The sequence below is a fragment of the Mucilaginibacter mali genome (assembly GCF_013283875.1).
GTDB lineage: Bacteria > Bacteroidota > Bacteroidia > Sphingobacteriales > Sphingobacteriaceae > Mucilaginibacter > Mucilaginibacter mali.
This window is the reverse complement of the sequence record NZ_CP054139.1, coordinates 3,181,183-3,201,056: the sequence shown is the minus strand read 5'-3', so window position 1 is coordinate 3,201,056 and position 19,874 is coordinate 3,181,183. Positions and strand designations below refer to the sequence as shown.

Below are 19,874 nucleotides of genomic sequence, written 5' to 3'. Positions count from 1 at the left end.
TCACAAAAAAGGTTATCCTTAGCTGGATAACCTTTTTTGTTTGACTCTGAATCTACTTAAATCTTCTAATTCTTAACCGTCGCCTTGTATTCACTCGGCATCATCCCGATGATCTCCTTAAACCGGTGCGAGAAGTATTTGGTATCGGCAATGCCTACCATGTTTGATACTTCCTTTATCGAATAATTTTTGGTGCCCAGCAGCTTGGCGGCGTATTGTATTTTTACAAAACGCATAAACTCAATAGGGCTGTAACCGGTAATGCTCTTCAGCTTTTTTACAAATACCGTGCGGCTCATGGGTAAGGCGGCTATCAGTTCTTCTACGGTATATTCACTCTCGGCGATATGCTTTTCTATCTCACTACGTATCTTTTTAATAAACTGCTCATCGATGCGGGTTAGCTTCGGTGGTTTTTCGGTTGTAGCAGTTCCGGCTGTTGTATTGCCATTGCCATTCCGCAATGGCACCATGCCCTGGTAAAGACGCCTGCGCTGCCCGATAATGGTTTTAATGCGCGATTGCAGCACACGTGTGCTGAAGGGCTTGGTCATAAAGGCTTCAGCGCCAAAATCATAAGCCTTTAGTTCTGTTTCCTGGTCGGCACGGGCGGTTAAAAATATCAGGGGGATGTGGCTGGTAGCCGTGTTATCGCGCAGTTGCTTTAAAAAACTAAGGCCGTCGGTGCCCGGCATCATGATATCGCTTAATATAAAATCGGGAGTCTCTGCTAGTGCTTTATCCATTCCCTCGCTGCCGCTGCCGGCTTCAATAACGTTGTAATCAGTCCGTAAAATGCCGGTAATATACCGGCGCAGGTCTTCGTCATCCTCTATCACCAAAATCGTGTTTTGTTCTTTTACTATGGACTCATCAGCCTCGTCGTTAACTAATGGCGCAATATCGGGGGCAGATACGTGCGGGTCCCGGTTTAGTATTAAAACATTAGGGTCATCTTTAAAATGAGCGGTGCCGGGTTCAAAAACAACGGTAAATGTACTGCCCGTCTTTTCCGAACTTTCTACACTAACATTGGCGTGGTGCCGGTCGGCAATTTGTTTAACTATCGATAGCCCCAGGCCGGTGCCGGGTTGGTTTTTATTGGGGTTGTATGATATAAACCGGCTGAACAGTTTCTGCAGCAATTCCGCGCTCATACCCCGCCCGCTGTCGGCAACGCGCACCACGAATTTGCCCTGCTCCAAATAACTTTCAACCGTTATCGTATCTCCCGCCGAGGTGCTTTTTATCGCGTTTGACACCAGGTTATAAATGATCTTTTCAAATCCATCCTTATCCAGCCAAACCCCCGTGCCCTGCGTGCGGTCATCCATCTTAAGGGTAATGTTATTCACATTGGCCATTGGTAAAAATCCGCTGGCTACATCGCTAAGTACCGCGCCGGCTTCAACCTCGCAAACAATTAGTAGCTGGCTTTCCATTTTACGCAGATCGAGCACCTGGTTTACCAGGCGAAGCATCCGTGCCGCGTTTTTATGAATAAGCTTCAGGTGTTCGGTTACAGCAGGCTCAAACTTGCCCTTTTCAAGCATATGTTCAACCGGCGATACGATCATGGTTAGTGGAGTGCGGATCTCGTGCGAAATTTCGGTGAAGAAATTGGCCTTCATCTCGGCCTGTTCGTGTTCCAGTTGCAGGCGGTCCTTAAGCCTGAAGTACTGATAAACCCATCGCAATCCAAAAAATGTAAGCGAGGCAGCGGCAATGAGGTATAAGATCCAGGCCCACACCGTTTGCCAAAAGGCGGGGACGATCTCTATCATAAGCCGGCGCTCGTTATTGCCCCAGGTGCCATAACTATTGGTCGATCTTACGCGAAACACATAAGTTCCCGGCGATAGGTTGCTGTAGCTGGCGTCGCCTTGTTTGGTGTTTACCCAACCGTTATCAATGCCATCAAGGCGGTAGGCGTAGTTAAGCTGTTGCGTATTCTTAAAATCAAGCGCGGCAAATTCTATACTGATGAAATTTTGCCGGTAGTTAAGTCTGATGTGTTGCAGATAATCTACATTTTTAGGCAGAACGGTCGAGTCGCTCACCGGCACGTCCCTATTAGCTATGCGGAAAGCGGTAAAAGCCACATAAGGCGTAAAAGGCAGCGGCGATAGTTTCGATGGGTCAATAATAACAATACCTGCGCTACAGCCAAATAAAATATGCCCGCCGTTGGTATGGGCGGCGCCCCCCTCGGATATTACCTCGCCACGCAGCAGCCGGGGAACATCCGAATACGATTGAAAGGTACCTGTAATTGGATCGAACCGGGATACGGACGACTCTGCCGATAACCACAACTTGCCCTTATTGTCTTCTTCAATCTGTTGTACCAGGTTAGATGGCAACCCGTTTTGGGTAGTATAAGTGATAAAGCTTGATGGCAAGCCGTTTGAACGGCGACTGGCCACCTTAGTTAACCCGCCGCCAAAGCAGGAGATATAGGTTTCTCCTTTTTTTGTGGTGGCGATATCGTAAATATCATTACCCCCAATGCTGCCGGCGGTTGGTGAGCGCTCAAAGTGTTCCAGCTTTAAATGTGCCAGATCGCTGTAGTTTGGCCTGGTGGCAAACAGACCCATGGGAGTGCCAATATACAGGTTGCCATAATTGTCGCCGGCAATGGAGCGTATGCGGTAAGCGCTGGCGATGGGGTAGTCTTTAAAATCGTTCCGGTAGTTAAAAAAGCGGCCGTCTGCTTTGTCATCCAGTAAATTTAAACCGCCGCCATAAGTGCCCACCCATACGCGCTGATTCTGATCAACAAAAATGCTGTACACCCGGTCATCGCTTAAACTGTAAGGGTCGGCCTTGCTATTTTGATAGTGGCTGATACGGAACGATGCCGAATCGGCATTGGGTACCAATTTGTAAACGCCATTGCCCTTGCAGCCTATCCAAATACGATGTGATGCATCCTCGGTTATGGTATAGGCCCGTCCGTCAACCGGCAGGCCATGGCCGATGCGCCCATCGGTACATAAATAGCCCTGTTGATGGATACCGCTATCGTACACAAATACTTTTCCGCCTTTGGTACCCACCCACAAACGCCCCCGATGGTCCTGCATTATGCTGCGGATATCATTGTTGAGCAGGGCGCTGGTATCCGGATCTACAATTTGGGTTTTCAGGCCCGCGTCGCCAAATAAAACCTTATTGATGCCGTTTGACCGGGTGCTAAGCCAAAGATTACCCTGTCTGTCGGAATAGCCCGAGTGCAGAATAACGGATTGCGCGTGGTTGCTGAAAGCTGGTGCTCGGAATGACTTTAGTTCATCGATCGCAGGATCATAAAGCTGTAGTCCTGCTTCGCCCGGTTGAATCCACAATCGATTGTTTTTATCTTCCCAAATATAAAAGCGGGGGGTAGTAGGGTCCTTAGGCCCGGCCGGCACCTTTGGATTGTAATATTTAAACTGCCTACTGCGGATGCTAAAGCGCGAAATACCGGCCTCGTCGGTTTTTATCCAAATATTGGCGGCGCGGTCGGCGTAGCAATAATTGATATGTACGTTTGCCCCGGGCCGGAAGCCGCTGATGCTATAGCTTTGCAGCTTTTGTGTTTGATGATCGAAAATGAAAAAATGATCGTCGGCAGCGGCGATGAACGTTTGAGCGGCGCTGATGGGTTGTATATATTTTATAGATGCGGCGCCGCAGGTAGGGAGGGTGCTCATGCGTCCGCTGGCCATGGCGTATCGATACATCATACCCGAATCCGACCCTAATAGTATATCGTTGCCTATTTGTATAGCGCTGTAAAAACCATGTGCGGTGCCTGTTTTGCCGGTATAATATTGGTTGATGCTTTTAAGACCGGGCGAAAAAACGTGTATACCGGCATCGGTAAGCAGCCATGAATTGCCCCTGGTATCCTCAAAAACCTTGTTGACGTGGTTATTGCCGATAAGATGATTGCTTTTGTTAAAGAGTACGGGCAGGAACGCGGTATCCCTGAAGCAGATACAACCGAGTTTGGGATTAAGCACCCACCTTTTACCGGATGGGTTGCGGGTGATGCCATGGGTGATGAAATCAAGCTTCCCCAGTTCTTTACTTGAGCGGAGACCCCGGAAACGCTCGGTACGCGGATCAAAGCGATATATTTCGCCCTCGTAGGTGTTTACCCAGATATACCCAAATTTATCAAGCCACATGCCGTCGAAACGGTCGCTGCGCATATTAGGGCTGTCTTCTTTACGTACTTTATAGGTGTAAAAATTAACCCCGTCAAACTTGCAGATGCCATCCCAGGTAGAGAACCACATGAACCCCTGGCGATCCTGCACAATATTCATTACGGTTTTTTGGGGCAGGCCGTCTTCGGTATCGTAATGTACGGCAGATATACCGCTTTGGGCAAATGTGATTTGCCATAGCAGTAGTATAAATGTAGTAAGTCCCCCTTTTTTCATTATTGACTGATCTTACAAATATATCTTTTATACGCAGCAGATGATATTATTTGTTTGATGTAGTAAAAAGGGAGAAATGATGTGTTTATCTCTTGTGCCAGTAACCGGGGTTTAACAGGGTTAACATGCTTTTAGACTGTTTTTTATATAAGTATACGATTGTCAATTAAATTAAAGTTAATATCGAAACATGTTAAGTTAATTCTCGCAAATCTAAGTTTAGCTTTGGTAAACAGACTGGTAAAGCGACGAAAGGGGATTATTGACGGTTGGATTTATTAACCTTATAAAGTAACAGTCTCGTACCTGTCTAACAGATCACATATGAACTTATTATATTCTTCGCGCATAGGTAACTCGAGATCAGTATATAGAGCCCTTTTATCAACCAGCACATGCTCATTGGTTTTAGGGTTAAAACCCTCCTTTTTTACACTTGTCCAGTAAATGCCTATCCCTCTCTTTTGCCAGGTAGGTATATCGTTGAAATTGATGCCATATTGAAATAGTAGTTCATTCTTAGCTGCAATACTCATCCCTTCAATTTTAGAAGTAGCCTGGTTAACGGTGTAGTTATCCTGCCTCAAACGCCAGTAACAGTGTGCATTCAAGGCATTCCGGTGTGCATCCTCGTTACGCCATCTGAAATAATCTTCTACTAAACGTTTGTTTGGAAGCTCGGAAATACGACAGTCGAAAGCCCCTACATCCCCCAATCCGGCCGAAAACTTAGCACTGGCCTCGCCTGCTAAAACAGAAATGTATTTTCGGGTCTTTCGTCCAAAAAGATTTTCGCTGGGATGGAATAGTAGTGATATTTCATCGCTTTGTGTGTAACCATATATCACATTAAACCCGCAACTCATTAAATGCTTTACAGTTTCAATCATCAGGTCCCGAAATTTTTCGTCAAAAGGTGCTTTAAATTGATGCACTTCTTTGGTTAACCGGGTAAAGCCCCGCCCATCAATCCGGGCAGTCATGTACACTTCAGGTAAAACACAACGGTCTTGCGAGGTTTCATAGACCCTCATTTTAACATCCAGATCATCAAATTTCATCAGACCATTCTTTTACAGTGAATATATTATTTTCAACGGTTACGTAATACAGTTCATCAAAACCCTCATCAATAGATGGCAAGCGTAGCTTTTTAAAAGTGCCTTTTATACCAATTTCAGGGATTTTTTCTTTGCCTGTTCGCTGGTTGTTTCGCTCTAATGCATCGGCCAGTTTAGAGCTAAAATAGTATCCCGTTACCTTAAACCTGTTGGTTTTTGCAATAGCTATATATTTTGCCCTTTCTGCCCGGGAGGGGTTAGTATTGTCTATTACGAAAGGGTGATTGGTCATAATGCAGGTTTCAACAAATTTGAACTCTTTATTCCTTGTGTTCAATTGATCTAATGAAATACGCATGTGTGTTTTAAAAAACTTCTCTTTAAAAAAAGTAGTTTTTCCTGTAGCTTGAATGCCACAAAATATTACCGCTTCCATCTTTCTAAGATAATACTTTGTAAGTAAAAAAGAGGAAGGGTCAACGCTGATTCTTCCTCTTTTTATAAGTACTGGGATGTTTTAAAATATTTCCACAGGGAATGCCTGATCAATTTCAATCACTCCTATTAGATTGATGGTGTTTTTGTGACGACCCTTTATTTGTGATTTGCAGCTGCCTCAATAACCACCGCTACCGCGTTTGGTTGCGACATATACAAAGTGTAGCTGCCTTTCAATTCGGTTATCACAGCGCCGGCGCGTTTATACATGGTGCGCTCCAGTTCGGGACTGATGCTTTTATCGTACCGGCGCGTTCCACTGGTTTGGAGAGTTTAACCGGGATGCAAAGGATAATGTTGAATTTGCCAAAAAGAACTGCCAATGCCGGTATTGGCTATGGGTTCCGATCATTTTGCCGGTTCCTTCCTGGCCGCGCATACCAAACTGGTAGCCAACAATGTGCAGGAGTCGGTTATTAAAGATTCAGGGCACTGGGTAGTGCAGGAGAACACCCCGCAGGTACAAAAGGATTTGTTGTCTTTCTTTTTGAAGTAAATGCGTGATAAAGCGAAAGTGCTTACATTAGTAAAAAGGGTCATGATGCAAATCATGACCCTTTTTGTTACAGCGCTGGCCCTATAGATAATTACATCATCTCCCGGCAGGCAGGCAGTTTTGTTAATGCGGAGAGAACTATACCTTGTAATATTGTTCCCAGCCTTTGCGGGGCGGCGGCCCTATTAATAACTCGTTCGCCCGTTTATCATTGGTAATGATCTTTTTATCCCGGTCGAACTCTATTTTGGTACCCAGCCATTGCGCCAGTACGCCCAGGCAAAAAACCTGGCTTAATGGCCCGGCAATAGCGAACGGAGAGCGTGTTTGCTCCTCGCCTTTGCAGGCTAACAAAAAGTTTTTATGGTGATTAGATGGGCTTACCGGTACTACAGGTAGTTTTGAAGCCATTTCTAATCCCTTCTCTTTAGGAATAATAGATAGCGTACTGCCATGTGTACCTCCCTTAAAGGTTAATGTTTTACTGTAAATGATCTTACCCGGATTTAACGATTCCTTTTTGATAGCCCCGGTGCTGGGTGGCGGAATATTTGGATCGAGGGTGGATACGCCATATCCCGGTGGAAGCGGCGGACGATTATTTACCCCATCATACCATGTTACTTCTACCGGTGGCATGTGGCCTCTTTCAGGGAATTTGAACGAAAGTGTGGTGTCCATGGGATAAAAAAGGTCGTTATGGCCCGATAATTTTAACGGTGTCACTTCGTAAGGCAAACCCAGGTTCAGGAACTGATGGGCGGTATCCAGTATATGCGCACCCCAGTCGCCCAGGGCCCCCATACCAAAGTCGAACCAGCAACGCCATTGTCCGTTCACAAAATTTACATTATAGCTATGGCCCTGGGTGGTCATTTGCCATACATCCCAGTCAAGTGTTGAAGGTATCGGTTCTGGCGGCGGGAAGGTGCACATTTTAGGATCCCAGCCATGCCAGCGGCGTGCCGAGTTCATGTGGGCGGTTATGGCGGTAACATCTTTAATGATACCTGCATCAACCCAGGCCTTAAACTGAAAATAATTCGCTTCAGAATGCCCCTGGTTGCCCATTTGGGTAGCTAATTTCGGATATTTTTTAGCGGCCTTCATCATCAATTCCACTTCATTGAAGGTGCGTGCCATCGGTTTTTCTACATACACATGTTTACCCATTGCCAGGGCCATCATCGTAATGGGGAAATGCGCAAAATCCGGCACACCGATACACACCGCCTCAAACTCATTATGCATTTTATCGAATAACTGCCTGAAATCCTGGAAACGTTTAGCTTCAGGGAATTTGGCCATTATTTTTAAGGTATGGGGTGCACCCATATCCACATCGCAAAGCGCAACGATATTAACTAAGCCTGTAGCATACAGGGCTTCTATGTCTTCGGCACCGCGATTGCCGATACCAATGCAGGCAATATTTACCCGTTCGCCCGGCTTTGCCAATTTTACGTTATCTCTTGCAAAAAGTAACTTTGGCGCTATTACCGTAGCAGCCGATAGCAATGCGCCTTGCCTGATAAATGCGCGGCGGGAGGAATTGTTGAATTTCATAAAGCTTTGATAAAAAATTATCTACAATAGTATTTTACGTTAAGCACTTAATATCGCTGCGGCATATTGGCGGCATTTAGCTACTTCCTTAACATCGTCTGACCCGGCAGGGATCTTATATTCCAGTTCAATAGTAGCCGGGAATTTGTAATGTTTATTTTTTAGCAGCAGCAGTACTTCCTTTATTGGCGTATCACCTTGTCCCCACTCCATATTTGGCCCGTTATTAACTTTACGGTCTTTAATATGCATGCTGGTTATACGGTCATGATGTTTTAAGATAAAATCTACCGGGCTGGGATTGTTACCGGCAACATAGTGGCCAATATCCAGATTGATACAGTTATACGCCGATTGTGCCATGGCCGTATCCCATAACGTAGGTGTAGCCTGGGTGTGGGCGTGATAACCTACACGCATTTTGTGTTGAGTTGCTATATCGCCAATGCGTTTGGTTTGTGCATCGGTAGCAGGCATTTCGCAGTTACAATGCGTTGCACCAAGGGCTTTTGCCGCGTTAAACGCGTAGTTAATTTCCTCGTCGGTATTATTAACACCAAAGGCCAGCGGTTTGTAGGCATATATAGTTACACCCGCATCATTATATAGCTTGCGTATCGCTTTAAACTTGTCCATCGACACACTGGCGCGCCATTCGGCCAATGCCTTATTATAGTCGTCTGCCGATTGTCCGGCCGCCCGCTTTGGTGCACCTGCCGAAAATTCTGCGGCATCGCCCCTTAACTCAACGCCGCTTAAATTACAATCCAGGCAGTATTGTAACATATCTTCGGCAGTGATCTTCATGCGGATGAAAGAATAGGTGGTCACACCTATCAGCACGCCTCCAACAACCGAATTTGGCTTATCGGGCCTGTCGACGCTGCGTGCTGCAAATAATTTGTTCGATAGCAATAATGCACCTGCTGCTACTGCGCCGTTACTGATGAACCGGCGGCGGGATAAATGATCCATAGGTATAATTTGGTTTTAAAATGGTGACCTAATTATAATCAGAAAAAACGAGGTTCAGATCAATATGTCGTTATTTGGAATACTGATTTGAATCAACAGCGAATAAAGATGAATTGTGGTCAACGATCTTATCTCATTCCGGGCTGGTATGATGATCTGCATAGTCGTGTGGGGTCAGAGATATTCGGACAGCTTTTGAACACTATGGATAGTGTGGGCAATGGCAATGATGACAGCCGCTGCCCTGCGGGCTGGACATTTAAATAAGAGGATCCCGGATAAGTTATATAGCCATAAAAAAAGGAAACGATCAAATCTGATCATTTCCTTTTCAGCGGAGAGGGAGGGATTCAAACCCCCGGTACCGGTTAAAGTACACCTGATTTCGAATCAGGCACAATCGATCACTCTGACACCTCTCCGTATAAACACTGATCTTCATCAGTACCCGTTTTTGGCGGGCTGCAAATGTATAGATTAAATTCATCACCCGCAAAAACTAATTCAATTTTGTAAAAGGTTGACAAGGATAGAATGTTGCTTACATTTAAACAATGAAAAAGCGGGCCATTTTTGTTTGGATATTGCTGTGCTGCATTGCCTGTAAAAAGGGTGGTTCGGGCCAACAGAATACGGATAATGGCAACACACCGCCTATAACTAATCCCACTACTGCCTTTTTTGCCAAAGGGGCCGATGTAAGCTGGCTAAGCCAAATGGAAGCATCGGGCTATAAGTTTTATAACGCCGGCGGCATGCAGCAGGATTGTATGCAATTATTAAAGGATAAAGGTATGAACGCCATCCGGCTGCGGGTATGGGTTAACCCTGCTGATGGCTGGTGCAATATGGCCGATGTGGTTACCAAAGCTAAAAGAGCAACGGCGTTGGGGATGAAAATTATGATTGACCTGCATTACAGCGATAGCTGGGCCGACCCGGGAAAGCAAACCAAACCAGCGGCCTGGTCAAGCCAAAACTTTGCCACACTGCAAACCACCGTGCACGATTATACCCAAAGCGTAATGAATACCCTAAAGACTAACGGTATTACACCCGATTGGGTGCAGGTGGGGAACGAAACCAACGATGGGATGCTGTGGGATGATGGGCGCGCTTCAATCAATATGGCTAATTTTGCCAAGCTGATCAACGCCGGGTATCAGGGCGTAAAAGATGTGAGCAACACCACGCAGGTTATTGTGCATATATCAAACGGGTACGATAATAGCCTGTTCCGCTGGCTGTTTGATGGCCTGAAGAATAACGGTGCTAAATGGGATATTATCGGCATGTCTCTGTATCCTACAGCAAGTAACTGGCAAAACTATAATACGCAATGCCTGGCCAATATGAACGATATGATAGCGCGCTATGGCAAGCCTGTTATGATTTGCGAAACAGGTTTTGCAGCCAACGATGCCACTACAGCCAAAGCTTTTTTAAGCGACCTGATCGGCAAAATAAAGTCCATTAGTAACAGTAATGGGTTGGGCGTATTTTATTGGGAACCGGAGGCTTACAATTGGATGGGTTACGGACTTGGCGCCTTCGATAATAATGGTAAGCCGACCATTGCACTGGATGCATTTGCAAACTGAAAATAAGATTTTAATATAACATCATATGAATATCAACAAGCGTTTTATTACTCAATGCAGCCTGGCGTTAACTGCCGGTATCTTAATTATCGGTCTGTTGAGTGCCGCCGGGCCATCGCCGGTAAACAATAAGCCGGTACAGTTTGATAAAATTATGGGTGCCGATATTTCCTTTCTGCCATCGCTTGAGGACGCGGGACGGAAGTTTTATGACAACGGCGTTGAAAAGGACGCGTTCCGCTTGCTGAAGGATCATGGCTTTAACTACGTGCGTCTGCGCATCTTCAATAATCCCCGTGCGGATAGTGGTTACTCAAAAAAAGGATATTGCGATCTGCAAAATACGCTGGCTATGGCAAAGCGCATCAAGGCCGCGGGTATGGGTTTCCTGTTAGATTTTCATTACAGTGATACCTGGGCCGACCCGGGCAAGCAGTTTAAACCAGCGGCCTGGAAAAAATCAAACTTTCAGCAATTGCAGGATTCTATTCGCGCGTTCACAAAAACGGTGGTTGCCGCTTTGAAAAAGCAGGGGACCCCGCCCGATATGGTGCAGGTGGGTAATGAAATTAACCACGGGATGCTATGGCCCGATGGGCGAAATAAAAACATGGATACACTGTCCGCATTTATTAAAGCTGGTATTGCCGGGGTAAAGGATGCCGATAAAATTCCGCGCATTATGCTGCATATTGCCTGCGGTGGTCAAAATGCCGAATCGAGGGTGTTTATTGATGGCGTATTGAAGCGCGGTGTGAAGTTCGATATCATCGGTGAATCTTACTATCCCGAATGGCATGGAACGCCCGATAGCTTGCGTAATAATCTTACCGATCTTACCAACCGCTACAAGCAGGATGTTATCGTAGTTGAATATTCGCAAAAGAAGCAGGACGTAAACGATATCGCGTTTAGTTTGCCGGGTAACAAGTTGAAAGGCACATTTATTTGGGAACCTTTAAGCTGGGGCGAAACGATTGTTGATAAAGCCGGTAAATCGAACGATTATTTAAATACCTATTCAGATCTCAGCAAGAAGTATAATATCGCGCAATAAAAAGAGGCCGTCTCATAAGTCAATTATGAGGCGGTTTTTTCGTTGATGCCGATTTAGATGAGTTATTAGGAAAGCGGGACTGTATCAGCCTGCTTTCGATTTTTTTGAGTTGGTTCAGGTGTTTTTATCGGATAAAAAGCCTTTTTTATCAGGCTTTCCACTTTCTGAGGTTATGTGCGATGGATAATAACCCTATTTCGACCTCGGTTTTGGACATTCCCTTCAGCAGGAATCGCCTGAAGCCGTGATTATGCTTCAGGTTGGCGAACACCGGTTCGACATCTGCGGGCCGTCGCTTTCGGTATTTGATGCCCTGTTCGGTATTCAATCTTTCTTTCGCTATCTGCTTGTGTATTCTAAGGCTGTGGTTGATCTCCACCACGCGGTTACCGGCTGCTTGGTGACAAACGCCCCGCATGGGGCAGTTTTCACAATTCTGCGCCTGATAGCGGCTGATCAGTTGCACATAGCCGGATGTGGTGACCCGCTGCCCGGTGCCGATATGCTGCATGTGTTGTCCCATCGGACATACCAGGTAATCTTCCTGTTCATTATAGTGCAAACTGTCATTACCGAATGCTTTGATGCCTTTATTTTGTTCCTGGTCGAACGTGTTGTATTTGATATAAGCTTCAATGCCTTTTTGCTGTAATACGCCATAGTTCTCGTCCGAACCGTAGCCCGCATCGGCCACTACCGCTTTTGGAAGTGCATGATATAAAGTTTCGTATTGTTCGATGTGTGATGGAAGGGTCTGGTAATCGGTTGTGGTTTGGTGCAGGCTATAGTTCAAGATGAACTGCTCCTGGGTGGAGATCTGCAGATTGTATCCGGGTTTAAGCTGCCCGTTCAGCATAGGGTCTTCTTTCATCCGCATGAAGGTGGCACCCGGGTCGGTCTTCGAAAAGCTGTTGCGACCGCCTAACAGCTTTTCCTGCTCGTCATACCGGGCCAGGTTCTCCGGCCAGTGCTTTTTGGCATAGTTCAGCTTCTGCCTTACTTTCTTATCGACATCTTCCTTATCGTCCAGGGCGGCGTTGATCTTTGAGATCGTTTCTTTTACTTTTTCCGGGTTGATCTCGCTGTATTCCAGCGGTGCGGTGTCTTTAAGTTCTTCGGCAGCGATGGTTTGCGCATAACTCCACAGTTCATCCAATTGGGCTTTCATCTTCTCCTTGCTGTTCTTAATGCTTTTGCCCCATACAAAAGTGTACTTGTTCGCTACCGATTCGATCTTGGTACCATCGGTAAAAACAGCTTCTTTCAGCGAGACGATACCTTCCTGCTGTAATAACAATACGATCTGTGAGAAGATCTCCTTTAAAACACCCGACAGCTTCTCGCTCCGGAAACGGTTGATGGTATTGTGATCAGGCTTTTTCATGCCTAAAAGCCACATGAAATGTACATTCTGCGCGGCCTGGTCTTCCAACTTCCGTGAAGAATACGTGTTGGTCAGATAACCGTAGATCAGCAGCTTGAGCATCAGCCGCGGATGAAAGCTGGATGCCCCGCCGCCTTTATACTTGCGGTTAATCGGTTTAACATCTACCTGATCGACCACCTTCGATACAATACGTACCGGATGACCCTGCGGTACCAGTTCCTCCAGTTTATACGGTAAAAAGGTTAACTGGTCAGGATCATATTCCTTAAAGACTACTTTTCCTCCCATGCCTTTAAGTTACTGAAAATTACGCTCAAAAACAAAGAGGCTGCCTCGCTTTTGAGACAGCCTCAACCAATCTATTAAACAAATATGTGGGTTGCTAAAACCCATTGCAGAAGAGACTATTTTATTAATACCCGTTTGTTCCAAATTCCTTGGCATTGGTTATCGCATCAAGGAACGATTGCGGGATAGGCCTAACAATATGCTTGGTAGGGTTAAAGTTTGTAGCCGCTACAGGATTGGTAGCCTGTAAATAAGCCGTGGTTAAGTTACCGGTACGTTTCAGATCGATCCAGCGGGTGTGTTCGCCGCAAAGCTCGCGGCCCCTTTCAGCCAATATAAAATTAACGGTCATATCCGATGGCAGAACGGTCATTTCGGCCTGGCGGCTGGTTATAGCTGCCCTTGCGCGGATCACGTTAACATATTGCGCGGCTTTGGCCTGGTCGTTATTATACAGTAATGCTGCTTCGGCGGCTATCAGGTAGGTTTCGCCTAAGCGCAGGATGCCGAAATCGCCCAGCCAGTCCTGGTTGCTTTGCGAATACAACTTGCCCGAGAATTTCTTCAATGCGGGGAAGATATCCTTGTAGTTAACCTCGCCGGCAGCCGCAACTTTATAGTTGATACCCGTCGCATCGAAAACATCGCTTGGGTCGGCAACTAAGCAAGGCATGCTCTTTTTAGTAGCCGATGGGATGTTCCAGTTTGGCGTAAATACCGACAGGCCCTGATCGGCGTTCATATTTATTTCCTCTTCAAAGGTAGCGCCGGCCGCGTTATAATAGTTTGGCCCGCTATAGAACGCGGCTGTGGTTGATATTACTTTACCTACAATAGAAGCATCTTTCTGATAGGTTGTGGCAATGGCCGCGGTGATGGTTTTATTGGAAGCCGAATAAAACTTGTAGAAGAACGAATTTGCAAAACGGGTATCAGGCGTATTCTCGCGCGGATCGAACAGTTTGGTAAGCAGGTAACCGCTTGGTTTGTACTGGCGGGCATTGGCGCGGCCGTATAAAAGGCTGGTACCGTTTTGCCCCCAATCTACACCTTTACCGGCCAAATCTGGTAAATAATACTGGTGCGTACGGCCACGGTTAAAGAAATCAGGGTTCAAACCAGTTACGTCAATTGCCTGCACCCATAAAAATTCGGTGTTGTTTTTATTGTTGGCATTGTCAAAAAGTTTGGCAAAGCCCGATTTGGTCGCATCGCTTTGGTAAAGGGCGCAATTGTATTTTGTCGGGTTGTTTATCAATTCTTCGGCGGCATCAAGGGCCAGTTTGGCGTATTTTGCCTTATCGCCTATGCGGGTGCGTTGCAGGTACACTTTTGCCAGCATAGCGTAAGCTGCCTTACGTTGTATACGGCCGCGTAAGGTTTGGGTGATAGGCAAATTTGTACATGCAAACTGCAGGTCGGATATGATCTGGTCGTAAAACTGCGTTTCTGTACTGCGTACAGGTACAAGGTCTACACCACCCACCGCGGTAGATTCGGTGCGTAAAACAACGCCGCCAAACTGCTCAACCAAATTAAAATTGGCCCAGGCGCGCATAAAATATGCTTCAGCCACCTTAGCGTTAACTTCGGCCTGGCTGGCATAGCCTTTTACGGTAGGCGCATACATAATGGCCGTATTACAAAGGTTAATGCACGAATACCAACCACCCCAGCAGGTTTTAAGGGTGCCGTAAGCAGGGGTAAGGGTAGCATCGTAAGTACATAATCCCGCATCGCCCGAACCGGTGTTCTGCCAAAGGTCGGTACCCATTTCCGAGGGGCCAATCCAATCCACCTTGCCATAAAAGAAATACATATCGTTATAGCATGAGTTGATCAGCCCTTCGTAGCCTGTTTTATTGTTGAAGGCCAGGTCTAAGGTTACAGTGCCGGGGTTATATTCTTCCAAAGTCTTCTTGCACGATAGCAAGTTAAAACCGCAGATGGTTACTAAAACTATCAGGGCTTTTTTATAATGTCTTTTCATCTTTATCTTAATTGATTGATTAGAAAGTTAAGTTCATACCAAATACCAGTTGCTTATACAGCGGGAACGAATCTGATCCGCCATTCTCAGGATCTACACTTTTCAGCATATTGCTCCTGGTAAATATGAATGGGTTGTAGGCCGTGCCATAAAAGCGTATCCGCGATATACCCACTTTTGATACCAGTTTAGATGGAATGGTATAACCCAAAGTCAGGTTTTTGATCTTCCAGTAAGAGCCATCAACCAACGATAATGCGCTTGAAAAGTTGGTGTTGATGGTGCTGCCAACATAAGGCTGCGGGAAATCGTTACTTGGGTTGTTTGGGGTCCAGTAATTGTATGATTCGGGTTGAGCGGTAGCATTATAATAACCCAGCAATTGCGCGTTAACTACCTGGCCATAGCGTGCGGTGATATAAATATTAATATCAAAGCCTTTATAATTGAAGGTGTTTTGCCAGCCAGCCTGCCAGTTAGGATTATAATGACCAACTACCATTTTATCATTTGTTGTGCTGTAGGTGTGTACGCCATTGTCCGACACGCCCGAGGCATTTACAATTGGTACGGTTTGTAACTTGATATCCCCCGGTTTAGCGCCATAAGTAGCCGCTTCAGTAGCTTCTGATGTTTGCCAGATACCAATCTTTTTATAACCATATGCGGTGTAAATAGGACTGCCCACAAATAAGTTTAACGAGATGAGCTGAGATGGGGTGATGGAGTTACCCAAATCAAGGCTGGTTAGTTTTTCCTCGGCGCGGGTATAGGTCAGGGTCGATGTCCACCTGAAGCCTTTGGCAACTATCGGCTGGCCCGATGCCGTTAACTCGAAACCACGGTTAGTAGATGTACCGATGTTTGATGTTTTTACGTAAGCCGTCTTGGCATCAAAACCACCCGAAGCGCTTGGCAACGGACGATCGTACAATAAGCCGCGGGTATCGGTATAATAAGCCTCGGCAGTAAATTCCAGGCGGTTATTAAAGAACGACATATCTAAACCTAAGTTAGTAGCATATGATTTTTCCCAGGTCAGGTCCTCGTTTGCTACGTTTTTGGTTAGTACATAGATAGGTAAGGCGGCGGTACCACCCAAGGTTATCGGGGTTGATGCAGAGTTTGATGCAACCTGGGTTAAACTGCTGTAAGGTTTAATATTCGAGTTACCTACTATACCGTAGCTGCCACGCAGTTTCAGGTTGCTCAGCCAGTTTTTGGTGCTCTTCATAAAATCCTCGTCGCTAACGCGCCAGCCTACAGCAACCGATGGGAATTGCGCCCATTTTTTAACCAGTTGCGATACTCCGTCAAAACGATCGGTAACAGTTAAAAGGTATTTGCCTTTGTAGCTGTAATTAAACCTGCCGGCATACGAGATCTTGTTCTGTTCGGTATAACCGGTTGATTTATTGGTGATAAGCGAAGATGCGCCAAGATTGTAATAAATAAACGCGTCATAATCTAAACCCTGCCCGGAAATACTTGAGCTCTCGGTTTTTGAATTATTAAGCGATGTGATACCGGTAAACGCTAAAGAATGGTCTTTAAACAGGGTTAAATTATAGTTTATGATATTCTCCCAGATATAACCGTAGTTTAGGTTAGTGCCGTAGCTGGCCTCCTTAATATTTTGTGCCTGCGAAGCATTGAAGTACGATTTTTCGTTATCAAAAGTACCTTTACGGGTATAGCCGAATATATAACTCATATTAGAACGCACGCTCAGGTTTTTTATCGGGTGGAACTCGATATAAGGGTTGATAGCGCCATATATGTTTTTTGTATCGTTGCGGTATACCCCCGGTTCGTAATTGGCTATCGGGCTCACGGTTACACCATCTCCAATGGGGAACAGGTTAACGCTGCCATCGGCATTATAAGGTGTACCGATAGGGTAAAGGCCATAAGCTTTATTTACCACACTGCTGCTGGTTGAACCATCACGCATGTTAATGGTATTTTGGATACCGGCCTTAAACAGTTTGCTGAAGGTTACATCTGCGCCGGTCCTCATATTATAGCTCTTCACCTCATCCCCCTTATAGATACCCTTTTCGCCAATATAACCCAGCGAGAAGTACCCCTGAATGTTTTCAGACCCGCCGCGGATAGCAAGGTGATGGTTTTGCTGCGCGCCGCGCTTTAAGGTTTCGTTAACCCAGTCTACATATTGGTTGTTTTGGATAGGCCCTCTTGCATAAGCAGGAATGTTCAGATCGCTTACAATATCGGTTGATTGTTTACCGTTGCTGGCAAAGTATTTATCCTGCAGGTATTGCAGCCAGGCAGCGCCCTGTAAGGGTTTGGGGTAGGATGCGAAGCCGTTGATGCCGTAATAGCTGTCCACATCAATAGTGGCTTTACCAGCCTTGGCCTTTTTAGTTGTGATAATGATAACACCGTTGGCACCCGCCGAACCGTAAATAGCGGTAGACGAGGCGTCCTTCAAAACGTCGATGGTTTCGATGTCATCCGGGTTGATCGAAGTTGGGCTGCCTTGTATACCGTCAACAATGTACAGCGGTTCCGAACCCTGGTTGGGTTTGGTGATATCCGCGCCGTAAACCGTACGGTTACCACGTATTAACATGGTTGGGGCCGAACCAGCCGCGCCGCTATTTCTTTGCACATCCAAACCTGCAACGCGCCCTTGTAAGGCTTCCAGCGGGTTGCTAACGGGGTTTGATGCAATATCCGATCCCTTTACAGATGATACAGCGCCGGTCAGGTCGCGTTTCTTGGCGGTACCGTAACCAATTACCACTACCTCGTCAAGGTCGGATATGGCGCTTTCTAAGGTAACGCGGATATTGGTGCGGTTTTTTACGGCCACCTCCTGGTTCTTGTAGCCTACAAAGCTTACAATCAGTGTTTCATCGCCCGATGCAAGCGCGATAGAAAAGGCGCCGTTAATATCGGTAATGGTAGTTTTACCGGTGCTTTTAACTTTGATGGTTGCGCCGGGAACTGTAGCGCCTTTTTCATCGACCACGGTACCGGTAACCGTAATGGGGGCTTTTTGCGTAGCAGATGCCTCGCGATTAGTTGGCCCGTTTTTAGCAAATACCTGTGTTGCTAACAACAGGAAGACAAGGAGCGAGCCTCCCCTGATGAATGATCTTAAAAAGATCCTTGTTGGTAAAAATAGGTTCATGGGTTTAGTTAATTGGATTTTTAATTGTTTTTAGAGGTCATTTATGTTTATCGTGTTTGAGTTATTAGTGGCGCGGGTGGTGGCGCTGCCCGAATGGCCGGGAAGGCATCGTACCCTGTTGGCTTGCCCTGCATATACTTGTTCTTGTAAACCAGCGGGGTTAGTTCGGTTACTTTTTTAAAGTGCCGGTAAAAGTTAGATATGTTATAAAAGCCCGATTCGAAGCAGATCGTATCGGTAGATAGCTTGTCGTCTATCAGCAGGCGGCAGGCATGGCTGATGCGGATCTGCGTTAAAAAATCCGAATACTTTTGATTGGTCATTAACTTAAAATACCGGCAAAACGAGGTTACGCTCAGGTTACCCACTTCGGCAATCTCTTCCAGGCTTATCTCGCGCCTGAAGTTGGTAAGCGTATAGTTGCAGATATTATTGAACCGGTTGGTATCGATCTCGTTTGATGTATAAAACTTCCGTTTGGTAAGGGTAATTTCGCTGCACTCGGCCGATTCGGACAATTCCTTTAAGATGCTCACCATGGTCACCAGGCGGTCCATACCTGATAAATCAACCAGTTGCTGCATCATTTCGGCCACCCGCGCCCTGGTGTTGCCGGTAAAGCTTAAGCCGGCTTTGGCTTTTTCAAACAGTTTGGGAAGCAGATAAGCTTCGGGCAGGTTAAGCAGGTAGCGGCCCAGGCAATCGGGCAGGAACTGTAGCACCACTACCTCCACATTCATTTTAGAATAAGCTGAAAAGTATTCCTCATTGCAACGCCAGCAGTGCGGCAGGTTTTCGCCCAGCAGCACCAGATCGCCGGCCGAGAAGTTGCTGATCTTATCGCCCACCAGCCGTATACCCTCGCCCTTAATTACATAATGCAACTCCAGTTCGGGGTGGTAATGCCATACCCCCTTAAAGTAGGGCAAAACATCCCGCCTGATGCTGAACGAGTTTTGCGGCTGCGCCTGGAGTTTTAAAAAATGGGGCCTCATTTGTTATTCTTTGTTTCTTATAGGAAAATCAAAAGCGAGCCGTCAGCTGGTGTTGTGTATCACCCATAAGGCATGATACCATCACTCATCAATCTGCGCGGGCGGGCCTTAGATCCCGCCACCCTGGCTACTTTGTATTATCGTTTATAATTGGGGGCCTATCTGCTGATGGCCTGTGAAGACAAATATCAATTACGCAACAGGGGGCATGTTCGCATCTTTTATCTATTGATTGTACGATATTATCATTGAAAAATATAAGTATTTGATAATCAAATATTTAATATAAAAAACATTGTTTGGAGCCCGTTTGTATGATGGTTTTATCCGACATGTATAGAAAACAGGAAAAGCATCACAAAAAGTC

General features: G+C 46.0%; 12 protein-coding genes and 1 tRNA gene. 3 read left to right on the top strand and 10 right to left on the bottom strand.

All coding sequences use genetic code 11. From position 1 onward, the window contains the following. Positions 1 to 65 precede the first annotated feature (65 nt). The 3 genes from HQ865_RS13450 to HQ865_RS13440 all read right to left on the bottom strand — a co-directional run bounded on the left by HQ865_RS13450 (position 66) and on the right by HQ865_RS13440 (position 5,930). The gene (locus tag HQ865_RS13450; RefSeq protein WP_173415388.1) at positions 66 to 4,433 is read right to left on the bottom strand and encodes a hybrid sensor histidine kinase/response regulator transcription factor; all 4,368 of its coding nucleotides are present in this window, start codon (positions 4,431 to 4,433) and stop codon (positions 66 to 68) included. A gap of 284 nt (positions 4,434 to 4,717) precedes the next feature. Then, positions 4,718 to 5,494: a tRNA(His) guanylyltransferase Thg1 family protein gene (locus tag HQ865_RS13445; RefSeq protein WP_173415387.1), complete on the bottom strand. Its 777-nt coding sequence runs from the start codon at positions 5,492 to 5,494 to the stop codon at positions 4,718 to 4,720. After that, positions 5,484 to 5,930, bottom strand: coding sequence for an AAA family ATPase (locus HQ865_RS13440; protein WP_173415386.1), 447 nt, complete (start codon positions 5,928 to 5,930; stop codon positions 5,484 to 5,486). The genes HQ865_RS13445 and HQ865_RS13440 overlap by 11 nt, the downstream gene beginning before the upstream one ends. 384 nt (positions 5,931 to 6,314) lie before the next feature. Between HQ865_RS13440 and HQ865_RS13435 the strand changes: the two genes are divergently transcribed. Next, positions 6,315 to 6,488 carry a hypothetical protein gene (locus tag HQ865_RS13435; protein WP_173415385.1) on the top strand — a complete coding sequence of 58 codons (174 nt, stop codon included), beginning with the start codon at positions 6,315 to 6,317 and terminating at the stop codon, positions 6,486 to 6,488. A gap of 138 nt (positions 6,489 to 6,626) precedes the next feature. Here HQ865_RS13435 and HQ865_RS13430 read toward each other — a convergent pair whose 3' ends face one another. From HQ865_RS13430 to HQ865_RS13420, 3 genes are all read right to left on the bottom strand, one after another. Continuing rightward, entirely contained in the window at positions 6,627 to 8,054 is a 1,428-nt protein-coding gene (locus HQ865_RS13430; protein WP_173415384.1) for a Gfo/Idh/MocA family oxidoreductase, read from the bottom strand. A gap of 39 nt (positions 8,055 to 8,093) precedes the next feature. Continuing rightward, positions 8,094 to 9,029 carry a sugar phosphate isomerase/epimerase family protein gene (locus tag HQ865_RS13425; protein ID WP_173415383.1) on the bottom strand — a complete coding sequence of 312 codons (936 nt, stop codon included), beginning with the start codon at positions 9,027 to 9,029 and terminating at the stop codon, positions 8,094 to 8,096. 335 nt (positions 9,030 to 9,364) lie between these two features. Further along, positions 9,365 to 9,451, bottom strand: a tRNA-Ser gene (locus HQ865_RS13420). Positions 9,452 to 9,583: 132 nt separating this feature from the next. On the opposite strand from HQ865_RS13420, the gene HQ865_RS13415 reads away from it, so the two are divergent. Next, positions 9,584 to 10,630, top strand: a complete 1,047-nt coding sequence (locus tag HQ865_RS13415) for a glycoside hydrolase family 53 protein (protein ID WP_173415382.1) — start codon at positions 9,584 to 9,586, stop codon at positions 10,628 to 10,630. A gap of 25 nt (positions 10,631 to 10,655) precedes the next feature. Further along, positions 10,656 to 11,687: a glycoside hydrolase family 53 protein gene (locus HQ865_RS13410; protein WP_173415381.1), complete on the top strand. Its 1,032-nt coding sequence runs from the start codon at positions 10,656 to 10,658 to the stop codon at positions 11,685 to 11,687. A 148-nt stretch (positions 11,688 to 11,835) separates the two neighbouring features. On the opposite strand, the gene HQ865_RS13405 is transcribed toward HQ865_RS13410, so the two are convergent. From HQ865_RS13405 to HQ865_RS13390, 4 genes are all read right to left on the bottom strand, one after another. Then, the gene (locus HQ865_RS13405) at positions 11,836 to 13,362 is read right to left on the bottom strand and encodes an IS1182 family transposase (RefSeq protein WP_173414705.1); all 1,527 of its coding nucleotides are present in this window, start codon (positions 13,360 to 13,362) and stop codon (positions 11,836 to 11,838) included. A 124-nt stretch (positions 13,363 to 13,486) separates the two neighbouring features. Beyond that, positions 13,487 to 15,352, bottom strand: a complete 1,866-nt coding sequence (locus tag HQ865_RS13400) for a RagB/SusD family nutrient uptake outer membrane protein (RefSeq protein WP_173415380.1) — start codon at positions 15,350 to 15,352, stop codon at positions 13,487 to 13,489. A 19-nt stretch (positions 15,353 to 15,371) separates the two neighbouring features. Next, positions 15,372 to 18,512 carry a SusC/RagA family TonB-linked outer membrane protein gene (locus HQ865_RS13395; RefSeq protein WP_173415379.1) on the bottom strand — a complete coding sequence of 1,047 codons (3,141 nt, stop codon included), beginning with the start codon at positions 18,510 to 18,512 and terminating at the stop codon, positions 15,372 to 15,374. 47 nt (positions 18,513 to 18,559) lie between these two features. Next, complete coding sequence (locus HQ865_RS13390; protein WP_173415378.1) at positions 18,560 to 19,507, bottom strand: AraC family transcriptional regulator; 948 nt, start codon at positions 19,505 to 19,507, stop codon at positions 18,560 to 18,562. Positions 19,508 to 19,874 lie beyond the last annotated feature (367 nt).